Here is a 21,168-nt window from a genome sequence, read left to right as displayed (position 1 = left end):
CGGTGCAGCCCGGCCCGGTGGACCGCGGCCCCGCGGGCCCCGGCCCGGTGGCACCCGGCGTGGTGGAGCGTGGCGCGGTGGAGCCAGACCCGGCGGACCCCGGCGTGGTGGACCCCTGCCCCGCGGGCCACGGCCTGGTGGAGCCCGGCCCGATTAGTCCCGGCCCGGTGGAGTCCGGCGCGGTGGGCCCCTGCCTTGCGGGCCACGGCCTGGTGGAGCCCGGCCCGATTAGCGCCGGCCTGGTGCAGTCCGGCGCGGTGGGCCCCGGCCCGGTGGACGTCATCGGCGTCGCCCCTGTCGGTTCGCGCGGGTGGTCAGCTGTTCGTACGCCGGGGCGTCGCCCTCGCGGACACGGGTCCAGGCGCGTATGAACAGCTCCGGAACCGGGACCAGGGGTATCGCGCGCTCGTGGCCCGGAATCGGGTACAGACCCTCCTTCCAGGTCTCCACCGGCAGCGCGGGCGACTTCAGGTCGCGCCAGCCGCACGGCAGGAACAGGGTCCGCCCGGCGCGCGGCCGCTTCGCCTCCACCACCAGGTCCCTCGCCGCCAGTTCGGCGCGGGCCTTCTTCAGACGCGCGGGCTTCCAGCCGGTCCAGTGGGCGCAGTTGCGGTCCGTCGGATCCGGCAGGGCCAGCAACTGCAGGTAGAGCGCGGCCGCATCCTCGCCCAGCCCGTGCTCGGCGGCCACCTCGGTGACGAGCGCGGGCACGCTGACCGCCGGGTCCTGGGCATACCCCGCGGGGCCCTCGGTGCCTGCCGCGACCGCGCGGCCCAGCTCCTCGCCGAGAAGCGTGCGGAGCATGCGCAGGCCGTGGCCGCGCTGTGGACCCACCAGGCCATCCAGCAGCCCGAACACCGCGTCGTCGGGCCCGGTCAGTCCGGCGGGCCGGACCAGGACGGTCTCGGTGTCATGGTACGAGGGGCGCAGGGCGAGGGCCTCCCCGACCCGGGTGGTGCCGTACACGTCCGCCCCGCCGGTCGCGGGCAGTCCGTACACCTTGCGCAGCTCCACGGCGGTGGGGCCGCCCTTCTCCGTGAACTCCACGTCCAAGCCGAGCATCAGCTCCGGGTCGGCCATCCGGCGCCGCACCGCCGCGAGGCCCTCCGGCAGGACGGCACGCAACGGATGGCCGTACGGCAGGACGTACGCCAGCGCGGCCAACGCGCCGACGGCACCCGTCAGGGCGTAGCTGTTCGGCATCGCCTGGGGGTCCTCCGGGACGAGGTCCCCGTCCTTGTCCGGACGCAGGACCGTGGTGCGGCTCAGCCACGGGGTGAGGGACGGGTTGAGCACGTCCCCGGCGCCTCCGGCGCCCATGCCGGCCAGCTCTACGCACAGGTCCTCGGGCAACCGGACCAGCGAGCCGAACCGCTCGGTCCACGCGTGTCCCGCGGCCTCCGTGTCCGGTCCCGTCGTCCACAGGGCGGCGGGGTCTTCCGGCAGCAGCGCGCCCATCAGCGCCGCCCGCCGTTCCACGCCCAGGCCCTGCAGCAGCGCCGCGCCGAACTCCCGTTGCCGCGGCTTCAGCCCGATGGTGGCGAGGGCCTCGGCGCCGGGCGTCTGCGGCAGCCCGGCGAGCAGCACGGTGGACTGCAGCGGGCCCAGCGCGCCGCCGGTCGCCGCCCTAAGCGCCTCCGGCGCCTCGGGCTGCCAGGGTGCGGCGCCCTTGCCGCGGACGAGGCGGGTGACGGCGGTCAGTTCCTCGGCCGAGATCGTCGGGGCGTACCGGGCCTCCTCCTCCAGCGTGAAGTGCGCGACCGCGCCGAACGCCCCGGACGGATCGTGGTCCAGCGCCAGCCACCTGACCCGCTCCCGCCGGACGTCGACCCCGTGAGAACCGAGGATCACCACCGTGCGCCCGGCGCATCGCAGCACCTGCCCGGAGCGCTGCTGCTGCTCGTGCTGCGGTTCGCTGAGCACGACCTCTCGCAGTGTGTCACCGGCCTCGACGAGCGGACCCTCGGTCAGGGCCTCGGCCAGCAACAGCAGCGGTTCTCGCTCATCGTCGGTCAGTACGGGCGAGGCGGCCCGGTACATCAGCGCCCGCAGGGCGCCCAGGACCGGCGGCCAGACCATGCCGATCACCGGGACGGTGTGCTCCTCGCTGGTCCAGCCGTCCGTGAGGGCGCCGATGCGGGCCAGCCCGGGCAGCGGCTTGCCGTCGGCGGGCTTGCCGGACAGCACGTGGTTCACCGCGCGGATCTGGCGCAGGATGCTCCACCGCTCGCCGTACCATCCGCCACGCAGCCCGACGACACCGGACACGGCGGAGTACAGGGCGCGGTCGTCACCGTGCACGGGGCTGTAGTCGGCGAACATGCCCTCGGTCCGGTTGCGCGCCTGCACCGGCTTCTCCTTCGGGGGAGTCGCGAAGGCGGTGGCCGAGTCGGCGATGCGCAGCGCCGACCTGACCAGCGTGGTCACGCCCATGCGCAGCCGTTCGTCCGCCAGGTCCGCGAGGACGTGCTCGACTGCCTTCAGGGCGACGGAGTCCGCGGTCGGCACGGCGGCCTTGGCCGTCTCGTCGGAACCTGCCGCCTTCAGCGCCTGCTGACGGATCGCCAGCGCCTCGGCTGTGAGCCGCAGCAGCTCCGCGGCCTGTTCGTCGGCCAGGGTGCGCAGCACCGCCGAGCCCAGTTCGTCGCGCGGGCGCAGCGCGTGCCAGAAGGGCAGCGGGGGGACGAGCCGGGTGCCGGCGGCGTACTCACCGCCGCGGTCGTTCGGCGACAGCCGGCCCAGCAGGCCGGTGTGCGAGGTGTCGTCGCCCGCGTACAGCCCGATCGTCCCACCCAATTGCGCCCGGTAGCCGCCCAGTTGGGCGACGACTGGTTCGGCGCCGCCGGGCAGCCGCAGCGCACCGTAGGGAACCCCCACCCGGCCGTCGTGGTCCACCGCGACCGACACCGTCCGCCCGTCCGGTGTCCCGGCCGTACGGCGCTGCTCGGCGCCCTCTCCCTCCTTGCGCACCCAGCGCCCCAGCACCGTACCGTCGGTGCCGAACGGGCTGGGCTCCAGGCCCGGTTGCAGCGGCAGCACCTCGCACACGCCGGGCAGCAGCTCGGCGTCCTCGCGGACGGCCGAGCGCAGCAGCGCGGGCAGCGAAGCGCGGCCGTGCGTGCCGGTGACCGGGTCGTACTCCAGCCACACGGTCTGCCTGCCCTGCCGGCCCTGGCGCCACAGGGTGGTGCCGTCGCCGATGATCGCGCGGCTGGGCGGCAGGTCCGTGTCCCCCGCGTGCAGGGTGCGGCCGCCGGTCGCGCGTCCGCCACCGGCCAGCGGGATCGACGGGACGACGGCCTCCTGGCCGGACCACCAGGAGGGCAGCTGCTCGCCGCCGAGCTCGAACACGTCGGCGGGCCGCGCGGACCAGTAGCCGTACTGCTTGCTGCCGTGACGCCACATCACGAGCAGTTCCCCGTCCACGTACCGGAAGCGGGGGCGCTGCCAGCGGTCCAGGTCATGGGGCAGACGCAGGTCGTGGTCGAGCAGGATCCGCTCCGGGCCGACGACGACCGCCCTGCGCCCGCGGCAGAGGATCAGCGCCGGCCAGGCCTCGTGCACGGCCACCGAGTTGTCCTCGCCCTTCCTGCTGTGGCCGTCGAGCAGCGTCAGCGCCTCGTCGAGGGCGGGCCAGCCCAACTCGTCGAGGATGCCCGCCCGCAGGGTGCGGCCGAGCAGCGGCGCCACCTCGCGGCCGGCCACCCGGGCGACCGCGTCCGGCGCGACCTCGGCGGCGATCACCCGGAAGGGGCGCAGCCGGTCCAGCGCCGCACGGGCGCCCGGCAGGCCCGCCGCGCGCGTGAAGTCGCCGACGGCCTCGTCCAGCCACTCCCGCAGCACCTCGGAGAGGACCGGGTGGGCGGCGATCGACTTCAGCATCTGCTCGCTGCGCTGATGGCCGCCGACCCTGTCCACGGCCCGGTGCAGCAGGCGCCGCAGCCGCGGGTCGGCCGCGACGGCCGCCAGGTCACGCCGGCCGGCACGGGTGTCCAGCAGCCACTCGGGCAGCGGCAGATACACGGGGACGTCGGCGCCCGGCAGCGTCAGCGGGACGCGCTCGGCCGCGCACAGGTCCAGCAGATCGAGATCGGCGCCCGCGTGCCAGCGGCCGGTGCACAGGTCCACCGGACGGCCGGCGGCCCGCAGCAGCGGAGCCATGCGCGCGACCAGTGCGAGCGTGGCCGGGCAGCGGCGGGAGTACGAGCCGCCGTGCTTGCGGAAGGACGCCCAGCGGGTCAGCCAGTCCGCCGGATCGGCGCCGTGCCCGGCCGCCGCCGACTCGTCCGTCAGCAGCCGGTCGGCCCCGGTCTCCGCGAGCAGGGTCAGCCAGAACTCCTCGTCCTCGGCGTCCCGGCCCAGACCGGCGGGCATGATCTCCAGCAACCGGAGCCGGACCTCGGGCCGTTCCCCGGCGAGCACCGGCAGCACGGCGCGGTAGGCGGTCCAGAAGGAGCGCGGAGCGCGGACCGCGGCGGGCGAGGCGATCAGGTCGGCGACCAGCGCGCACTCCTCCGTGACCCGGGGCAGGCCGGCTGCCTTGATCAGGCCCCGCGCATCCTGCGGCAGCGAGGCGTACGGCGGCATCCCGGCCGCACAGCGTTCCACGATCAGCTGCCGGAACTGCGCCCAGGCCGCGGCCGGTTCGAGCCGCCCGGCCAGGTCACGCACATGCTCCTTGAGGGCCTTGACGGTCAGCGCGCCGGCGAAGGCGAACTCCAGGAAGACCGCGCGTTGCCGCTCCTCGTCCACCGCGAGCGCGTGCACCCGCTCGGCCTCGCGGGCCTTGCCGAAGAACGCGGCGGCGTACGTGGTGTTCTCGTGCTCAAGGAAGACCCGCGCGGCCTGTTCGTAGAAGGTCGGCAGGAAGTGCGGCACCGTCCGGCCCAGCCGCTCGCCGAGCGCCTCGAACCCCTCCTTGGCGGCGCCCGGACGGGACTTGGCCTGCCTCGCCAGCCGCTCGACGTCCTTCACCAGAGCGAGCGCGTGATGCCCGTTGGCCGGGTCGTTGACCAGCGCCCAGGCCGGGAAGCCCAGCGTCTCCCGGCGCACCTGCCCCACCTCGGGCGTCTCGGGCTCACGGGCGAGGCCCAGGAACTCCAGCGACAGGTCCTCCGCCTCGCCCAGCGTGCCCGGCACCAGCCGGATCACCTGCCGGCCGTCGAGGGCGGGGTGCGTGTACGTGCGCACGGTGAGGCTGTCGGCGTCCGCGCGCGCGGTGCTGCCCGGCGGCAGGACGGCGCCGGCGTCCAGCAGCGCGGCCACCGCGGTCTCGTCGTACGTCATGCCGCCCGCTCCTCGTCCTCGATGTCCCGCCCCGCGTACAGCGCGGCCGCCATGCGCATGCCCTCCGACCAGGCCACCGGCCCGACCTGACCGAGCTTCAGGACCCGTCCGGCGGGGTCGGACCAGACCAGCGGGCCGGTCTCGGTGTCCATGTAGCCGTCGTAGTCGCCGACCCACACGCGGGCCTCGACGCCCCGGCCGTCCTCCAGGACGGGGCAGACGGCGTACCCACCGCGCACCCGGTAGCCGAGCTGGGCGGCCCGGCCGTGCAGGAAGCGCAGTTCCTTGAACGAACCGCCGGCGTAGTCCTCGACCTCGGCCGCCTCCGCGTCGGGCGCGGCCGGCCGGTGCCAGACCTCGCGGAAGAGCTGCTGCGCGCCCTGCTCGACACCCAGCTCGACGGCGAACTCCCGCAGCTCTTCGAGGTCTTCGAGGAGGACGGGGTGCGGGATGCGGACGAGGTCGGGCGCGATGCGTACGGTGTCGCCGTCGAGGTCGACCAGACCCAGGCCGCGCTCGGAGTCTGCGTCCCGCAGGAAGCCGGCGACCTGTCCGTCGGCACCGGTGACCACGAGGTCGCGCAGCGCTGCCCGCCAGGCGGGGTCGGGCCACACGCGCGTGACGACGGCGAGCGGCACCGGCAGTGAGCGGACCATCCACCGCTCGGCCGTGGCCAGGCACTGCCGTTCGTGCCGCTCCAGCCACTCGACGAGCTGCCTGAGGCCCACGACCGCCGGATCGTCGGCGACCTTCGGTGGCACCGACTTCAGCCGCCGTCCGGACGCGTTGCGGCACACCACCTTCCCGCCGTCCAGGGCGACTTCGTAGTCACCCGCCGACACCCACCCCATACGTGCCTCCCGCACCCGTGTTGATCAAGTGACGGGAACTGTAGGGCAGGCCACTGACAACGCCCTCCGGGAGCCGGAGGGCGTTGTGGAAAAACGGTTCTGGGAAGGCGAGGCGCTCCAGAGAACACCGCTCCGGGCGAGCCGCGGAGGATCAGCCGCGCCCGGCGGCGCGCTCCTGCTTCTCGGCCTTCTGCTGCTTGATCCGCGCGGTCTCCTTGCGGACCTCGGCCTGGGTGGCGCGCTCCTTCTCCAGCCACTCGGGCCGCTCCTGCTTGAGCGCCTCGATCCGCTCGGTGGTCAGCGGCTCGGTGACCCCGCCGCGCGCGAGGCCGGCGATGGACACACCGAGCTTCGCCGCGACCACCGGACGCGGGTGGGGACCGTTGCGCCGCAGCTCGCTCAGCCACTCCGGCGGGTTCGCCTCCAGCTCGTTCAGCTCGGCGCGTGTGACGACGCCCTCCTGGAACGAGGCGGGGGTGGCGGGGAGGTACACACCCAGCTTCTTCGCCGCGGTCGCGGGCTTCATCGTCTGGGTGTTCTGCTGCGAACTCATGAGGTCAAGGGTATCGGCCGCGTGCCGGGCCGCCGACCACGGCCGGTGACGGGGGCAGGCGACGGCCGGTGAGGGGAGCAGGCGACGGCCGGTGAGGGAGGGGGTCGACGGCCGGTGCCGGGGGCGGGCGACGGTCGATGACCGGAGGGCGGGCCACTGCCGGTAACCTGGCCTGGTGACAGGCTCGGAGGAATCACCGTCGTTCCGGCTCGCGTACGTACCCGGAGTGACGCCCGCCAAATGGGTGAGGATCTGGAACGAGCGCCTGCCGGACACCCCGCTCACCCTTGTTCAGGTCCCTGCCGCCCAGGCGCCCGAGATGCTGCGCACGGGTGAGGCCGACGCGGGCTTCGTACGGCTCCCGGTGGACCGCACGTTCTTCAGCGCGATCCCTCTCTACACCGAGACCACCGTGGTCGTCATCCCCAAGGACCACCTGATCACGGCCGCGGACGAGGTGACCGTGGCCGACCTCGCCGACGAGGTGCTCTTCCACCCCGTGGACGACGTCTTCGACTGGGACAGCCCGCCCGGCGAACCTGCCTTCGAGCGCCCCGCGACGACAGAGGACGCGATCGAGCTGGTGGCCGCGAACGTCGGCCTCCTGGTCGTCCCTCAGTCCCTGGCCCGCCTCTACCACCGCAAGGACCTCACCTACCGCCCCGTCACCGACGCCCCCCAGTCGAGCGTCGGCCTGTGCTGGCCGGAGGAGGCCACCACCGACCTGGTGGAGGACCTCATCGGCATCGTCCGTGGCCGTACCGTCAACAGCACCCGCGGCCGCACCAAGCCTTCGGGCGAGCAGCAACGGAAGCGCCCGGAGGCGAGCGGCATCCGGCAGAAGCCGGCGCCGAAGCCGACCGGCCGCAACCCGCGTGCCCGCACGGCGGGGGGCAAGCAGACACCCAAGCGGGGCAAGCCGCGCCGGAGGTCGTGAGGGCCGGGACGGCGGCTTCGACCCCGCTGGATCCGGGAAGCCGGCGGTGCCTTGCGGCGCGGGCCGGGCGCACGGCGGATCGGTCCAGCCGGGGCCGGCGGAGAGAGGCGCGCCGCGCACCGTGCAGGGCCCTGGCAGGCGCGGGTCCGGCGTGGCAGGTCTCGGGTTCACGCCGAGGGCGACCAGCCCGTGCCGATCAGCCCGTGCAGATCACATCTGCCCCGTGCCACACACCGCGTGCGCCCCATACCCCGCGGCCACTGCTCTCGACGTCACAGCCATGCCGTACCACCGATGCCGACGCCAACGCCGGTGCCGAGCCACGGCCGCGCTCCACAACCTGCCCACACGGCCTGTGCCGATCCGGCCCACGCATGTCAGCCCCTGGATTGCCCTCACGCCCCCTGCCGCGCCGCCTCCCGCCTCTGCTCCGACTGCGCATGGACCCGGCGTTCCCGCAGGTCGGCGAAGGCCAGGCAGAGGGCCAGCAGGATGATGACGACCGAGGTGAGCAGGCCGTACTGGAGCGCGGTCGCGGGGTTGTCGTGGCCGGTCAGATGGGCGAAGTACACCGAGCCCACCACGGCGACACCGGCCGCCGAGCCGATGCGCTGCGCGGTCTGGAGCACCCCGCCCGCGGCCCCGCCCCGTCGTACGGGCACGAGGGACAGGGTGAGCGTGGTGTTGGGGGAGATGGTCAGGCCGGAGCCGATGCCGGCGACGAGCAGCGGGAACGCGGCCGCCCAGGCCACGCTCCGCCCCGGTACCCAGTGCACGGCCGCGATGACGCCGCACATCGCCGCCGCCACCGTGCACAGCCCGGCGATGACCAGCTTGCGCCCGAAGCGCACCACCAGGCGGCCGCCCGCAGCGGCACCGGCCGCCGAGCCGGCCGCGAACGGCATGGACGACAGACCCGCCGCCAGCGCGCCGTAGCTCATGCCGTTCTGCAGGAACAGCGTGTAGACGAAGAACAGCGTCGTGAAGCCGCCGAAGTACACCAGGCTCAGCAGCGCGCCCAGCGTGTAGGAGCGCAGCGAGAAGAGCCGCAGGTCGACCAGTGGTGCCCGGTCCCGACGCACCTGGCGCCGCTCCCACGCCCAGAACGCGGCCAGCAGCCCGGCGCCCGCCGGGAGCAGGGCCCACTTCAGCCGTCCGTGCCACTGCTGTTCCTGCACCAGGGGCAGCATCAGCGCGAGCACACCGGAGCCGAGGAGCAGGACGCCCTGCACGTCGAAGTACTCGCGCTTCCCCGGCGAGCCGGGGGAGCGGGGCAGCAGCCGCAGGGCCGCGCAGAAGGCGGCCACCCCGATGGGGAGGTTGACGTAGAACACCCAGCGCCAGCCGTCGGGACCGCCGGCCGCATGGATCAGCAGGCCGCCCGCGAGCGGGCCGACCGCCGTGGAGATGCCGATCGTGCTGCCCATGATGCCGAACGCGCGAGCCCGCTCCGCGTCCTGGAACATCTGCTGGATCAGCGCCGAGGTCTGTGGCGCGATCAGGCCCGCCGACGCTCCTTGGACCAGCCGGAACAGCACCAGCCAGGCGGCGCCGGTGGACAGCCCGCAGGCCGCCGAGGCGAGCGTGAACAGCGCGAGCCCGGTCAGGAAGGTCTGGCGCCGCCCGCGCATGTCACCGAGCCGCCCTGCCGGGACCAGGGCCAGGCCGAGGGTGAGGGCGTAGCCGGACATCACCCACGACAGCTCGGCCGTACTGGCATTGAGTCCGCGCTCCAGGGAGGGCAGCGCCACGTTCACGATCGAGGTGTCCAGCAAGGTCATGAAGGCCGCGGTCAGACAGACGGCGAGCGCTTTCCAGCGTCGGTCGTGCGGGGCCGGCCGGGCCCGGTCTGTGGTCATGCGATCACGCTAGGCAGCCACCGCCTCCCGCGCACGGCGGGAACGCCCAATGCATGACGTGGCTGACCGGTGCCGATGCCGGTCAGCGGGACCGGGTCGTGGCCCGGAGCCACGCGTACGCCGACTGGGCCGTGAACTCCGTCTGGCCGCCGCGCAGCAGCAGGGTCGCCGTGGCGAACTCGGGCAAGTCGGCCTGGACGGCCACGTAGGGGACGGCGATGCAGCGCATGCCGGCCGCGTGGGCGGCCGCCGCGCCCGGTGCCGCGTCCTCCAGGACCACGCAGTCAGCAGGGTCCGCGTCGAGCCGCCGGGCCGCCTCCAGCAGCACATCGGGGGCGGGCTTGCCGTGCGGCACCTCCTCGGCGGACACCACCGTGCGCAGGCAGGCTCCCAGGCCCGTCCCTGCGAGGATCGCCTCGATCGCCTCCGGGGAGGACCCGGACGCGACCGCCATGGGTACTCCGTCGGCGGCCAGGAGCTCCACGAACTTGCGCATCTCCGGGTACACCGGCGTACGGGTGCGGGCGATCTCCAGGTAGCGCCGGTTCAGCTCGGCGAGCAGATCCTCGGCCGGCGCGCTCAGGCCGTAGCGCTCCTTCCAGAGCCGGGTCGCGTCCTGGTTGCCGATGCCGACGTACGCCTCGTTGTCCGCCCATGTGTAGTCCGGGACGCCCTGCCCGGCCAGGGTCTGCCGGCTCGCCTCGTAGTAGTTCGGCTCGCTGTCCACCAGCGTTCCGTCGAGATCGAAGATGACCGAGAGGCCGCCGAGATCGCTCATGCGCTCCAGCATGCCAAGCGTCAGGTGCGCGCCGCCCGGCCGATCGACTCCACCAGGGGCAGCAGCCGGTGCGGGACGCGCTCGCGCAGCGCCACCTCGGTACGCGTGCGTACCACGCCCGGCAGGCTGATCAGCTTCTGGATGACGTCCTCCAGATGGGCGTTGTCCCGGCCCACCACCCGGGCGAGCAGATCGCCACCGCCCGTGATCGAGAACGCCTCCACGATCTCCGGTACGGCGGCCAGCGCGTCGCCCACGTCGTCCAGGTGGCCCTGGGTGACCTCGATGTGCACGAACGCCAGCACGGGATGGCCCAGGGCGGCGGGGGAGAGGGAGGGCCCGGTGCCGGTGATCACGCCGTCCCGCTCCAGTCGGTCAAGCCGGGCCTGGAGCGTGCCGCGGGCGACGCCGAGGATGCGGGCGTACTCGCGCACGCTCGTACGCGGCTGTTCCAGGAGCAGGCGCAGAATGCGGGTGTCGAGTTCGTCCACGGCCATGATGGACGACTGTACCAATGGCTCAGCGGGCGTTCCTGTCCCTGTGCCGCCCGACCTGGACCGTTGGTCCTTCGCCCGACACGACCACATACGCCTTGCTGGGCCAATGGTCCAGCGATTCGGGTCCCGCTTGAGCCAGTGACCTAAGTGATGCTCTCATGGACACGTCGATGGCGCTGCGGAGACCCGTGGCGCCTTTTCTGTGCCGGTGTTCCGTCCGGTTTCCATCGGTTTCCATGGGAGGGCAGCAGTGCTGAAGAGGATGTTCGCGGCTCCGGACCCGGGGCGGGCGCGGTTGCGCTTCGCCGCGCGGGCCGTCCTCGGCATCGGCCTCGCGGTCGTCGTCTGCTTCCTCGCCGGTCAGTCCGTCATCGGCGCGGTCACCGGCGGCCTCGCGGCCCTCCTCGCCCTGTTCACCGTCACCGACCCGACCGTGCGCGGGCAGGCCGTCACCACCGCGCTGCTGCCCGCCGTGGGCCTGCCGGTGCTCGGCGCCGCTGCCGAGCTGCACACCGTGCCCGTCGCCCGCGACCTCGTCTTCCTGGCCGTCGTCGGCGCCGGGGTGTACGTGCGCCGCTGGGGTCCACGCGGGCACAGCCTCGGCGTGTTCGCCTTCATGACCTTCTTCGTGGCCCAGTTCCTGCACGCCACCGCGGCGCAGCTGCCCGCGCTGTACGCCGCCGTCCTGCTGTCCGTTCTCAGCGCGGCCGTGGTGCGCTTCGGCGTGTGGTGCTACGAGCGCCGGCTGCCCCCGGCCGTCGTGGTCTCCCCCACTCTCGGCTTCGCTCGCGCGGGGGGACCCCCATCGCCCGCCGGGCGCAGACTGGCCCGGGTGACCACGCGGCAGGCCGTCCAGGCGACCGCCGGCGCCGGATTCGCGCTGGTCGTCGGCCAGCTGGTGTCGGGGCAGCGCTGGTACTGGGCCGTCGGTGCCACGTGGTGGATCTTCGTCAACACCGCCTCGCGCGGCGAGACCCTGGTACGCGGCTTCCGCCGGGTCGTCGGTACGGTGATCGGCATCTGCCTGGGTTTCCTCGTCGCCGTTCCCGTGGGCGGCGCGCCGGTCCCGACGGCCGTCCTGGTCGCCGGCGCCGTCTTCGGAATCTTCTACGCGGCCGCCGTCTCCTACACCTGGATGATGCTCTTCGTAGTGTCAACCGGGCGGGTCGCGAGGATAGCGGGCCTGGGGCGTGTTTTCGCAGACCAGGCACGGTTTTCTTGGCGTCGCTTGATGTGCGGGTGTGGGCATCTTCGGCAGTCTGTGGGTGGACTGATGCTGACCTTTTGCTGACTTTCCTGACTGTGTGTCAGTTTCGTTGATTGATCGTTTTGGGTGTCAGGGAGATGTCGTGTTGAAGCGGGTGTTCGTTGCGCCGGACCCGGGGCGGCTGAGGTTGCGCAGTGCTGCGCGGGGTGTCCTGGGTGTCGGTCTGGCGGTGACGGTGTCGGATCTGGCGACGCAGTCGCTGCCGGCGGCGATCGCTGGTGGGCTTGCCGCGCTGCTCGCTTTGTTCACGGTGGCCGATGGGTCGGTGCGGGGGCAGGCGGTCACGACGGTGCTCTTGCCGGCGGCGGGTTTTCCGGTGCTGGCTCTCGCGGCGGTGTTGCACGAATACGCGTGGATACGGGACGTGGCCTTTGTTGCCGTCCTCGGCGCGGGGATGTATGCGCGCCGGTGGGGGCCGCGGGGCCACGCTCTGGGGACTTTCGCGTTCATGATGTTTTTCGCGGCGCAGTTCCTGCATGCGGTGCCGGGCCAGTTGCCGGAGCTTTATGCGGCGGTGGCCCTTGCCCTGTTGGCGTCTTCGGCGGTGCGCTTTGGCCTGTGGTGTTACGAGCGGTGGCTGTTGCCGCCTGCTGTTGCGGTGGTGGCGCCGGGCGGTTCAGGTTTTGCCCGGGTGACCACGCGCCACGCGATCCAAGGGATGGCGGGCGGCTCTTTCGCCCTGTTGGTGGGGCAGTTGGTGTCGCACGAGCGCTGGTATTGGGCTGTGGGTGCGGTGTGGTGGATTTTCGTGAACACCACCTCGCGGGGCGAGACCCTGGTGCGGGGCTTTCGCAGGGTTCTGGGCACGGTGATCGGTATCGCCATTGGCCTGGTGATCGCTGTGCCGCTGGGTGGGGCCGGTGTTCCCACCGCGGCGCTTGTCGCGGTCTGCGTGTTCGGCATTTTCTATACGGCGGCGGTGTCGTATACGTGGATGATGCTGGCGGTGACGGTGATGGCCGGGCTGTTGTATGGCCTGTTGGGGGTGCTGAATCCGGGGCTGCTTGCTCTGCGTGTGATGGAGACGGGGGTGGGGGCGCTCGGTGCGGGGCTCGCGGTGTTGTTGGTACTGCCGGTGACCACGCACGCCACCACTGACGCGTGGATCCAGCGAGCGCTGCACTGTGTCCATGCGTGCACTTCTGAGGCTGCGGCCCGCCTGGCCGGCTCTCCGGCTGCGGATCCGGCCCGGTATGTCGCTGAACTGGAGCTGCTGTTGGGCAGGGTGAGGCTGTCGCTGGCGCCCCTGGTGCACCCGTTCACTCCGCTGCGGGCGCGTAAAGCGCGGGCCCGTCAGGTGATCGAGCTGCTGGACCGGTGTGCCCGGGAGGTGCGTGGCCTGGCATCGGTCGCGGCGGATCCGGATGCTTCCCACGACGCGAGGCTTGCGGCAGCGTGCTGGCGGGTGGAGGCAGCAGTGGAGGCACTCATCACGCCCGGTGCCACGCCAAGTGAGGGTCATGCGACGGTTGCAGCACCGCATCCTTCCGGTGGTGAACTGGCCTTGGCTCATCTGCATGGCCTGGAACAGGCACTGAAAGCACTCGCAGTCCCGTTGCAAGGCCCCGTCGCGGCCTGACGGCCACCGCCCCAGGAGGGTTACGAGGCTCGTGCTCCGCGACGGCGCCCACTACGCGATGTATTCGGCCAGGGGCCTGGAACATGCGGTGTCTGCCAGGGGTGTGCGTGTACTGAATGGGCTTGATCCGCTTCGGGGCCGGCTGTGTAGCGAGTACGGAGCTGACTGGCGGTCAGAGCCGACCTCGGTACGACATGGCACAGGTTGTAGAAGGTGTCCAGGTGCGTCCGCACCAGTCCACGCCGGGCACATAATGCCAGCTCAGCGCCATCCGGCCCGGTGGAGTCTGCTCAGTCGGTGATAGCGGCGTGAGAGCGCGGTTGGACGTGGAGGGCCCCGTCAGCAAGATCCTGACGGGGCCTCTACGCGTAACACCTCTGCTGGGCAGCATCAAGACCGGCGACCGTTGCACTCGGGTTCCCCGCTCTCCAGCAACCGGAGCAGGGAAGCCGTGACGGCGCGCGTCGTACGTCCGATCCGCAGTACGCGACACGGGAACTGCCCGTTGTTCATCAGGCTGTACCCCTTTGCTCGCGAGAATCCGAGTGGCCCCTGAGGCGTCCTCTACTGACGTTCGCTCAGCTGGTTGCCGACCCATTGGCCAGACCGTCGGCTGCGTCATGCAGCAGCAGCGCCGAACCGAGCGGAGGCATTCTGCCGCGCCAACTGTCCCAGCTGCCGCAAGGCAGTGGGGCGTTGTTTCCGGGGGCTCTTCCTGCGGGCTGACCTGTCGGCGTGACCGCAGTAGCCGTGATCTGCTGATCGCAGCAGGAGCGTGCCCGGCCGGCGGGTGCTGCGTCAGCGGCTCGTGCGGGCGTCGCCGTCGTCATTGGAAGAACGCCGCGGTCTCCTGCCGCCTGGAGCGGAGTCGTCTCCTTGCTCTTCCAACAGCTCGAAGGAGTGCGGCATCCGCCCTTTTCTGATCTTCCTTCGTCAGCTCGACCGGCGCGTTGTTGTAGACGGTGTAGCGATCCGGATCGATGATGTTGGCGGCCCGCAGGGTGAACGTCAGCAGGCGGCGCCACCCCTTGCGGTGGCCGACCCTCGCCTGCAGCTGGACCTTGTAGTCACGTGCTTCCGGCAGGAACCCGGAAAACGGTGCCTCGAACTCGATGAAGAGTTGTTGCGCTTCTCTGCCGGGCACGACGAAGCCGGCCGGTAGCTTCGCATCCTCGTCCGGCCCCGGCTGGAGGCGGGACGGGGAGGACACCCACAGCAGCGGCAGGTGAGAGGCGGGCTCGGCGGGGGAGGCCAGGATGAGGTCCTGCACGACTATCGGCTTGGGGCCGGTGTTGTGAAGGACGAGCGGGAGCCGAAGGCGGGCCGTGGAAGAGTGGATGATCGCTGCGAAGGCGTGCAGTGCGGCTCCCACGTCTTCAGCCCCTGTCTGGCGTTGAGCCACCAGAACGACGCGACGGTGAAGAGCAATGCGCAGACCGACACCACGCCGGCGCCTGTGAGTGATGAGGACGCGGCCTGATCGGCCGCGGTCATCAGCGGGACCACACCTTCAGTGTGCCAACCCCGGCCGAGGGCCGCTAACGGGAATCAGTGGCCTCCGTCGGCTGGGCACGGCAGCCGACGAGCGGCACCGGCGTGTGTGTCACAGGAGTGCCGGCACATCGGTCGGCCCACTTTCACAAGCCCGCGCCGGCCAGGAGTACGAGATACCAGGCGACGAGTGCGGCGCTCACCACTGCGGGGACGAGTTCGGGGAGCCCGTCTCTCTTGCGCGCGTGCGTGGTCACGGCACCGGCGAACAGCATGAGGAGTCCGACGCCGGCCAGCTCTCCGAGCAGCGGCAGGACCGGGCCGAGGAGACATGGCCCGGATGGCCCCTTTGAGTGTGAGCAGTGAGGGACAGAAGCTGAATCCGCGATGACATCACCATTCCCCTCACGGCCGCGCCCCCGCCCGATGGTCACTTCCCGTCACTCGGTTGGTTCTGCGTCGACGCGCATGGCTGTACGAGTGGGCAGGTGCCTGTGGAGTGGTCACCGATGGTGACGACCACCCTGCCGGGGCGGCCCGTGACCGCGGGGCGCGTCGCCTCCGCGGCCACCCGTACCCCGGCGGAGGTACTCGGCGAGTTCGAGGCGACCGGCGATGGCTTGTCGTCGGACGAGGTGGCCCGGCGCCTGAAGCGCTGGGGGCCCAACGCCGTCCATTCGCACCGGGTCCGGGCGTGGCTCGTCCTGTGGCATCAGCTGCGGTCCCCGCTACTGGGGCTGCTGCTGGCCGCGGCCACGGTGTCGTATTTCGTCGGCGAGCGCAGCGACGCCCTGATCATCGGCGTGATTGTGGCACTCTCCGTCGGTCTCGGCTTCGTCAACGAGTACCGGGCGGAAAAGACGGCCCAGTCGCTGCACGCGAAGATCCGGCACCGTGCGGTCGTGCTGCGGGACGGGCGGCCGCAGGAAGTGGAGGTCACTGGCCTGGTTCCGGGTGACGTGGTCGAGCTGCGGCTGGGCGACATCGTGCCGGCCGATCTGCGGCTGCTCGCGACGGCGGGGCTGGAGTGCGGCGAGTCGGTGCTGACCGGTGAGTCGCTGCCGGTCGCGAAGGACACAGCTGCCGTGCCGACTGGCACGGCACTGGCGGACCTGTCCGGATGTGCCCTGATGGGTACGGTGGTGCACACGGGGAGCGGCCGCGGTGTCGTGGTCGCCACGGGTCCCGAGGCCGAGTTCGGGAAGATCGCCGCCGGGCTGAGCGGCCACCAGCTGGAGACCGAGTTCCAGGTGGGCCTGCGCCGGTTCTCCATGCTCCTGGTCTATGTCGCCGGGGCACTGACCACGTCGATCTTCGTCATCAACGTGGCGCTGCACAGGCCGCTGATCGACGCGCTGCTGTTCTCCCTGGCCATCGCCGTCGGCATCACACCGCAGCTGCTGCCCGCCGTGGTCTCCACCAGCCTGGCCGCAGGCTCCCGGCGGATGAGTCGGCGCAAGGTCCTGGTCAAGCGGCTGGTGTGCATCGAGGACCTCGGCGACGTCGATGTGCTGTTCACCGACAAGACCGGAACACTGACCCTGGGCCGGATCGACTTCATGCGAGCCGTCCCGGCCGCCGACTCCCCGGCGGAGGAGGTGCTGCGCCTGGGCCTGCTGTGCACCGAGACGGACGTGGACGACCAGGGCCGGCCCGTGGGCGGGAACCCGCTCGACGACGCGCTGTGGGACTCGCCGGCCGCGGCCGCCCAGCGCCCGCTGCTCAGCGACTGGAAGCGGGCCGGCGTCCTGCCCTTCGACCATGAGCGGCGGATGGTGTCCGTCACGATCACCGACACCTCCGGTGACACCGTGCTGATCACCAAAGGCGCTCCGGAGGCGGTACTCGATCGTTGCGTAGAGGTGCCCGGGCCCGTCCACCAGGCGCTGGACGCCGAGTTCGCCGCCGGGAACCGAGTAGTCGCGGTGGCAACCCGTCACGCCGAGACGGACACCTCACCCACCGCTGCCGATGAGCACGACCTGCGCCTGGCCGGGCTGTTGGTCTTCCTCGACCCGCCGAAACCCGACGTGGCCGAGGCACTGGGGCGGCTGGACACGCTCGGCATCACGGTGAAGATCGTCACCGGAGACAACCCGACGGTGGCCGCCAAGGTCTGCCACGACCTGGGGCTGACCGACGCCGGCGTACTGACCGGGTTCGACCTCGACGCCATGGACGACGAGCGGCTCAGCGGCGCGATCCGCGACACCACCGTCTTCGCCCGGGTCAGCCCCGAGCACAAGGCCAGCATCGTGCGCATCCAGCGACGGACCGGCAGAGACGTCGCCTTCCTCGGTGACGGCGTCAACGACGCCCTCGCGCTCCACGCCGCCGACGTCGGCATCTCGGTGGACTCGGCCACCGACGTGGCCAAGGACGCGGCCGACGTGATCCTGCTGGAGAAGGACCTCGGAGTCCTGGCCGACGGGGTCGCCGAGGGGCGGCGCATCTTCGCCAACACCATCAAGTACGTGCTGATGGGCACGTCCAGCAACTTCGGCAACATGTTCAGCGCGGCCGGCGCCTCACTGTTCCTCCCGTTCCTGCCCATGCTGCCCTCCCAGATCCTGCTCAACAACCTGCTGTACGACACCAGCCAGCTCGCCATCCCCACCGACGAAGTCGACGAGGAGCAGGTGCGGCGGCCCGCGCACTGGGACATCGCCTTCATCCGGCGCTTCATGATCTGCTTTGGACCGATCAGCTCCCTGTTCGACTTCGCGACCTTCGCGGTGATGCTGTGGATCTTCCACGCCGGCCCGGCCCAGTTCCGCACCGGCTGGTTCGTGGAGTCACTCGCCACGCAGACCCTGGTGATCTTCGCGATCCGCACCCGCCGCACTCCTTTCTGGCGCAGCCGCCCCAGCCTCGCACTGACACTGGCCGCACTTGGTGTCGTCGCCGTCGGCGCCGCCCTGCCGGCCACCCCACTGGCACCCGTCCTCGGCTTCCAACTGCTGCCGACCGGGTTCTTCGCCGCGGTGGCCGCCATGGTCGTCGTCTACCTGCTCCTCGTGGAGATCGGGAAGCGGATCTTCTACCGGACCACCGGCCCATCGGCACGGCCCCAGCCGACCGTCGGCCACCGTCACCTGCGCCGGCGCGCGGCACGTTTCAGCACCGGTTCCCGACTGTCGCCGCCGAGAACCACACGCCGCCCGTCACCCATCAGACGGCACACAAGACCCGTCACCGGATTCCACCAGCCATCAGCCGCCAGCAGCTCATTCCGATGACTCTCCCGTTGCCTGGCCGGCAGCGGCTCAGGCGTAGCCCTTGCGCTGTACGTCGTGCAGGGCCAGGGCGCCCAGCGGGACGTTCAGCCAGAAGGTGAGCAGCCGGTAGACGAGCACGGCGGACGTGGCCGCGCCGGCCGCCACGCCGAGCACGGTGAGACCGGCGATGAGGCCGGCTTCGAGGGCGCCCAGTCCGCCCGGGACGGGAGCCGCATTGGCGACGAGGCGTGCCGCCAGGTAGACGGCGCCGACCTGGACGAAGGGAGGATCGCCGCCGAACGCGCGGACGCTCAGTGCGAGTCCGACGACCTGGATGAGGGGCAGGCCCAGCGCGCCTGTGACGAGGAGAGCCAGCTTGACGGGGTCGGACGCGATCCCTGTCAGGGTCGATCCGGCCGCGCGCAGGAACGGCCACACCTTCTCGCGCAGGAAGCGCCGGCCGACTGGGGTGACACCGAGTAGCCCTCCGGCTGCGAGGGTCAGGGCGATGGCCGGCAGCACATACCGGCCTGCGGGCAGGTGCAGGTGCACTCCGGCGTGGTGCCGTCCGGCCCAGGCGAAGAATCCGGCTGCGAGCACGGTGTTGGAGACGGCTCCGGCCAGGCTCTGCAGGCCGACAGAGGCCGTGGCGGCCCCGGTCTCGATCCCCGCTTTCTGCAGGTAGCGCAGGCTGAGCGCCATGCCCCCGACGTTGTTCGGGGTGATCCGGTTCAGGAACGAGCTGGCGAACTGCACCTCGTACGTGGGGCCGAAGGGCAGCCTGACCGGGATGGTGCCCAATTGCAGGCAGGTCGAGAACACCTGGGAGATGAAGGTGACGGGCAGTGCGGCGAGGATCCACCACCAGTTGGCGTTGCGCAATGCGGTGAAGACCGCCGGGGCGTTGGCGAGCTGCGGCAGCACCAGGTGGAGGACGAGGAACGCGCCGACCAGTGCGAGGATGCTCTTCCAGGTGAAGCGCGCGAGGTGCGCGAGGGGAGCCGGCTCGGCACCGGTCGCCTGCACGACCTCGGCAGTGAGGTCACGCAGCAGGCTCGGGCGGCCGCCGGGGTGCACCGTGCGCCGCTTGGCACCCACTCCTGCCGCCCGCGCGCGGGCCTGGTCGTAACGCGCGACCTCGTGCTGTGCGGGGCCGAGCAGAGCGAGCGGCTGCAGGTAGGGCAGGGCAGTCGCCAGCAGCCCCGGGCCGAGGCCGGCCAGGGCACACTGGGTGGCGCGGTGTACGCCGACGCGTGTGGCGGTGGTGGCCAGCAGCTCGGCGATGTCGCTGCCGAGCGCGTCGGGTGTGGCGCCCAGCCGGGCGCGTGCGAACGCGGTGAGCCGAGAAGTACCGTCCGACTCGACGAGGATGTGCTCCGGGCGCAGTGCCCGGTGCGCCAGCCGGTGCTTCTGAAGGCGGGACACGGAGGTCCAAATCCCGGTGAGCATCTGGTCGGTGATCTCTTCGCCCGCGAACGCGGACAGCGGGTGGGCAGTGCGCTCGACTGTCACCAGCAGTGCGCCGCCCCTGGCAACCGGGTAAGCGATCACCGGCTCGGCCACCTGGGCGCCGGTACGGCCTGCGAACACGAGCATGAGGAGTTCGTGCTCGACCGCAGCGAGCGGGGAGTGGGCGCCGGTGTCGGCGGGGTGGCGCAGCAGGGCCAGCCGGGCCAGCCGGTGGAAGAGATCGCGGTTGCGGTCCTCGGGGCCGAGCACCTGTACCGTGAGCCGCGCACCGGCGGTGGTCTCGGCGCTGTACCGGATCTCTTCGCCAGGAACACGCTCGGCTGACGGCGTCTCCCGCAGAGTGGCGAGAGGGACCCCGCACGCGATGAGAGCGTCGGCGACCGCCTGCGGGGCCGGTCGGTCCGCCGGGCCTCCAGCCAGCAGCAGCACGCCAGATCCGGCCACACCTCCCACGGCGAGCGCGGCGACTGTCTCAAGCGGCATGACGGCGGCGGCCGCGATGCTCAGCCCGGCACACACGACGATCAGCGTCCACCACGCCCGCCGCAGACGCGTGTCCAGCCAAGGACCGGCCGCGACGACCGCCGCCGCGCAGGCGGCCAGGTACGCTGCCGAGGGCCAGCCGGCATGCACCAGCGCGCCCCGCCCCACCACCACCTGCGGCCACAGGTGCGGTCGGCTGCGTGTCAGGGCCAGGCGGGTGACCGACCACGAAAGCAGCGCGCCCAGCGCCGCCGCGGGCACGACCCGCAGGATCGCGTCGCCCCGCCGCCGGGCGACCAGTACGCCGACGGCCACCACCGGCGCGACCACAGCGAACACTTGCACCGCCCCCACGACAGCATCGCGTAAGCCCGGCGGCAGCGCGGTTGCCGCGTCGAGCAGCCCCTGCTGCATCCTCCGGGTGGACGCGAGCGCCGTGACGGCCAGCAGTACCGTGAGCACCAGCACGGCGCCGGACACCAGCAGCCGCGACACATCGGCCGCCCGGCGCACGTCGCGCGGCGGCGGGGCGTCGATCACCGGCGCCGCCGTGGCCTGAACACCGTCGGCGGCGACGGAGAGCGGGACGATGCCAGGGCGTTCACTCACAGTCGGCCGCCCGAGGCGGATCGGCCTTGGTCATGTCGGCTCCTCGTCGGCGGACCGTGGCGCGCAGCGTGCTTTGACGGGCACCGCCACTGCATCCCACCAACTGATGGGGGCACTCATTCGGGGACTGCGCGGCCCCATTCAGCCGTAGGCGGCTCTCTGCGACGAGTCGCTTCACCTGTCGACCTCATCGGCGTCGACACCCAGCGCACGTCGTACGTGGGCCGATCACACCTTCCAGCGGAGATCGGTCTCAAAGTCGAGGTCGGCACGGACGCTTTCAGGGGCTG

General features: G+C 71.9%; 12 protein-coding genes and 1 pseudogene. 4 read left to right on the top strand and 9 right to left on the bottom strand.

Annotation, left to right across the window (positions count from 1 at the left end):
* Nucleotides 1-279: 279 nt before the first annotated feature.
* The 3 genes from ACWGJ5_RS28320 to ACWGJ5_RS28310 form a co-directional block, all read right to left on the bottom strand.
* Nucleotides 280-5,286, bottom strand: a complete 5,007-nt coding sequence (locus ACWGJ5_RS28320) for a hypothetical protein (protein ID WP_453312480.1) — start codon at nucleotides 5,284-5,286, stop codon at nucleotides 280-282.
* A complete protein-coding gene (locus tag ACWGJ5_RS28315) occupies nucleotides 5,283-6,137 on the bottom strand; it encodes a DUF4132 domain-containing protein (protein WP_453312479.1) in 855 nt (284 codons plus the stop codon). Before ACWGJ5_RS28315 ends, ACWGJ5_RS28320 begins: the two co-directional genes overlap by 4 nt.
* A 151-nt stretch (nucleotides 6,138-6,288) precedes the next feature.
* The gene (locus ACWGJ5_RS28310; protein ID WP_453312478.1) at nucleotides 6,289-6,690 is read right to left on the bottom strand and encodes a DUF5997 family protein; all 402 of its coding nucleotides are present in this window, start codon (nucleotides 6,688-6,690) and stop codon (nucleotides 6,289-6,291) included.
* A gap of 175 nt (nucleotides 6,691-6,865) precedes the next feature.
* Here ACWGJ5_RS28310 and ACWGJ5_RS28305 point away from each other — a divergent pair, with 175 nt between their 5' ends.
* Entirely contained in the window at nucleotides 6,866-7,627 is a 762-nt protein-coding gene (locus ACWGJ5_RS28305; RefSeq protein ID WP_453312477.1) for a LysR family substrate-binding domain-containing protein, read from the top strand.
* Between the two features lie 395 nt (nucleotides 7,628-8,022).
* On the opposite strand, the gene ACWGJ5_RS28300 is transcribed toward ACWGJ5_RS28305, so the two are convergent.
* The 3 genes from ACWGJ5_RS28300 to ACWGJ5_RS28290 all read right to left on the bottom strand — a co-directional run bounded on the left by ACWGJ5_RS28300 (nucleotide 8,023) and on the right by ACWGJ5_RS28290 (nucleotide 10,761).
* Nucleotides 8,023-9,486, bottom strand: a complete 1,464-nt coding sequence (locus ACWGJ5_RS28300; RefSeq protein WP_453312476.1) for an MFS transporter — start codon at nucleotides 9,484-9,486, stop codon at nucleotides 8,023-8,025.
* 82 nt (nucleotides 9,487-9,568) lie between these two features.
* Nucleotides 9,569-10,264, bottom strand: coding sequence for an HAD family hydrolase (locus tag ACWGJ5_RS28295; protein WP_453312475.1), 696 nt, complete (start codon nucleotides 10,262-10,264; stop codon nucleotides 9,569-9,571).
* Between the two features lie 20 nt (nucleotides 10,265-10,284).
* Nucleotides 10,285-10,761 carry an Lrp/AsnC family transcriptional regulator gene (locus ACWGJ5_RS28290; protein ID WP_351620170.1) on the bottom strand — a complete coding sequence of 159 codons (477 nt, stop codon included), beginning with the start codon at nucleotides 10,759-10,761 and terminating at the stop codon, nucleotides 10,285-10,287.
* A gap of 250 nt (nucleotides 10,762-11,011) precedes the next feature.
* Here ACWGJ5_RS28290 and ACWGJ5_RS28285 point away from each other — a divergent pair.
* Both ACWGJ5_RS28285 and ACWGJ5_RS28280 read left to right on the top strand, forming a co-directional pair.
* A pseudogene (locus ACWGJ5_RS28285) lies at nucleotides 11,012-11,911 on the top strand (FUSC family protein); the annotation flags it as partial.
* Nucleotides 11,912-12,110: 199 nt separating this feature from the next.
* Nucleotides 12,111-13,607: an FUSC family protein gene (locus ACWGJ5_RS28280; RefSeq protein WP_453312474.1), complete on the top strand. Its 1,497-nt coding sequence runs from the start codon at nucleotides 12,111-12,113 to the stop codon at nucleotides 13,605-13,607.
* An 826-nt stretch (nucleotides 13,608-14,433) separates the two neighbouring features.
* Here the strand turns inward: ACWGJ5_RS28280 and ACWGJ5_RS28275 are convergent.
* A complete protein-coding gene (locus ACWGJ5_RS28275) occupies nucleotides 14,434-14,877 on the bottom strand; it encodes a hypothetical protein (protein ID WP_453312473.1) in 444 nt (147 codons plus the stop codon).
* A 367-nt stretch (nucleotides 14,878-15,244) separates the two neighbouring features.
* A complete protein-coding gene (locus ACWGJ5_RS28270; RefSeq protein WP_453312472.1) occupies nucleotides 15,245-15,532 on the bottom strand; it encodes a DoxX family protein in 288 nt (95 codons plus the stop codon).
* Nucleotides 15,533-15,607: 75 nt separating this feature from the next.
* Here ACWGJ5_RS28270 and mgtA point away from each other — a divergent pair, with 75 nt between their 5' ends.
* Nucleotides 15,608-18,337 (top strand): magnesium-translocating P-type ATPase, encoded by a 2,730-nt coding sequence (gene mgtA / locus ACWGJ5_RS28265; RefSeq protein ID WP_453312471.1) that lies wholly within the window; start codon nucleotides 15,608-15,610, stop codon nucleotides 18,335-18,337.
* A gap of 27 nt (nucleotides 18,338-18,364) precedes the next feature.
* Here the strand turns inward: mgtA and ACWGJ5_RS28260 are convergent, their stop codons facing one another.
* On the bottom strand, nucleotides 18,365-20,878 hold the full coding sequence (locus tag ACWGJ5_RS28260; protein WP_453312470.1) for a flippase-like domain-containing protein: 2,514 nt from the start codon (nucleotides 20,876-20,878) through the stop codon (nucleotides 18,365-18,367).
* Between the last annotated feature and the right edge of the window lie 290 nt (nucleotides 20,879-21,168).

The sequence above is a fragment of the Streptomyces sp. NPDC054783 genome, assembly GCF_053611725.1.
This window is presented reverse-complemented; position numbering and strand designations above follow the sequence as displayed.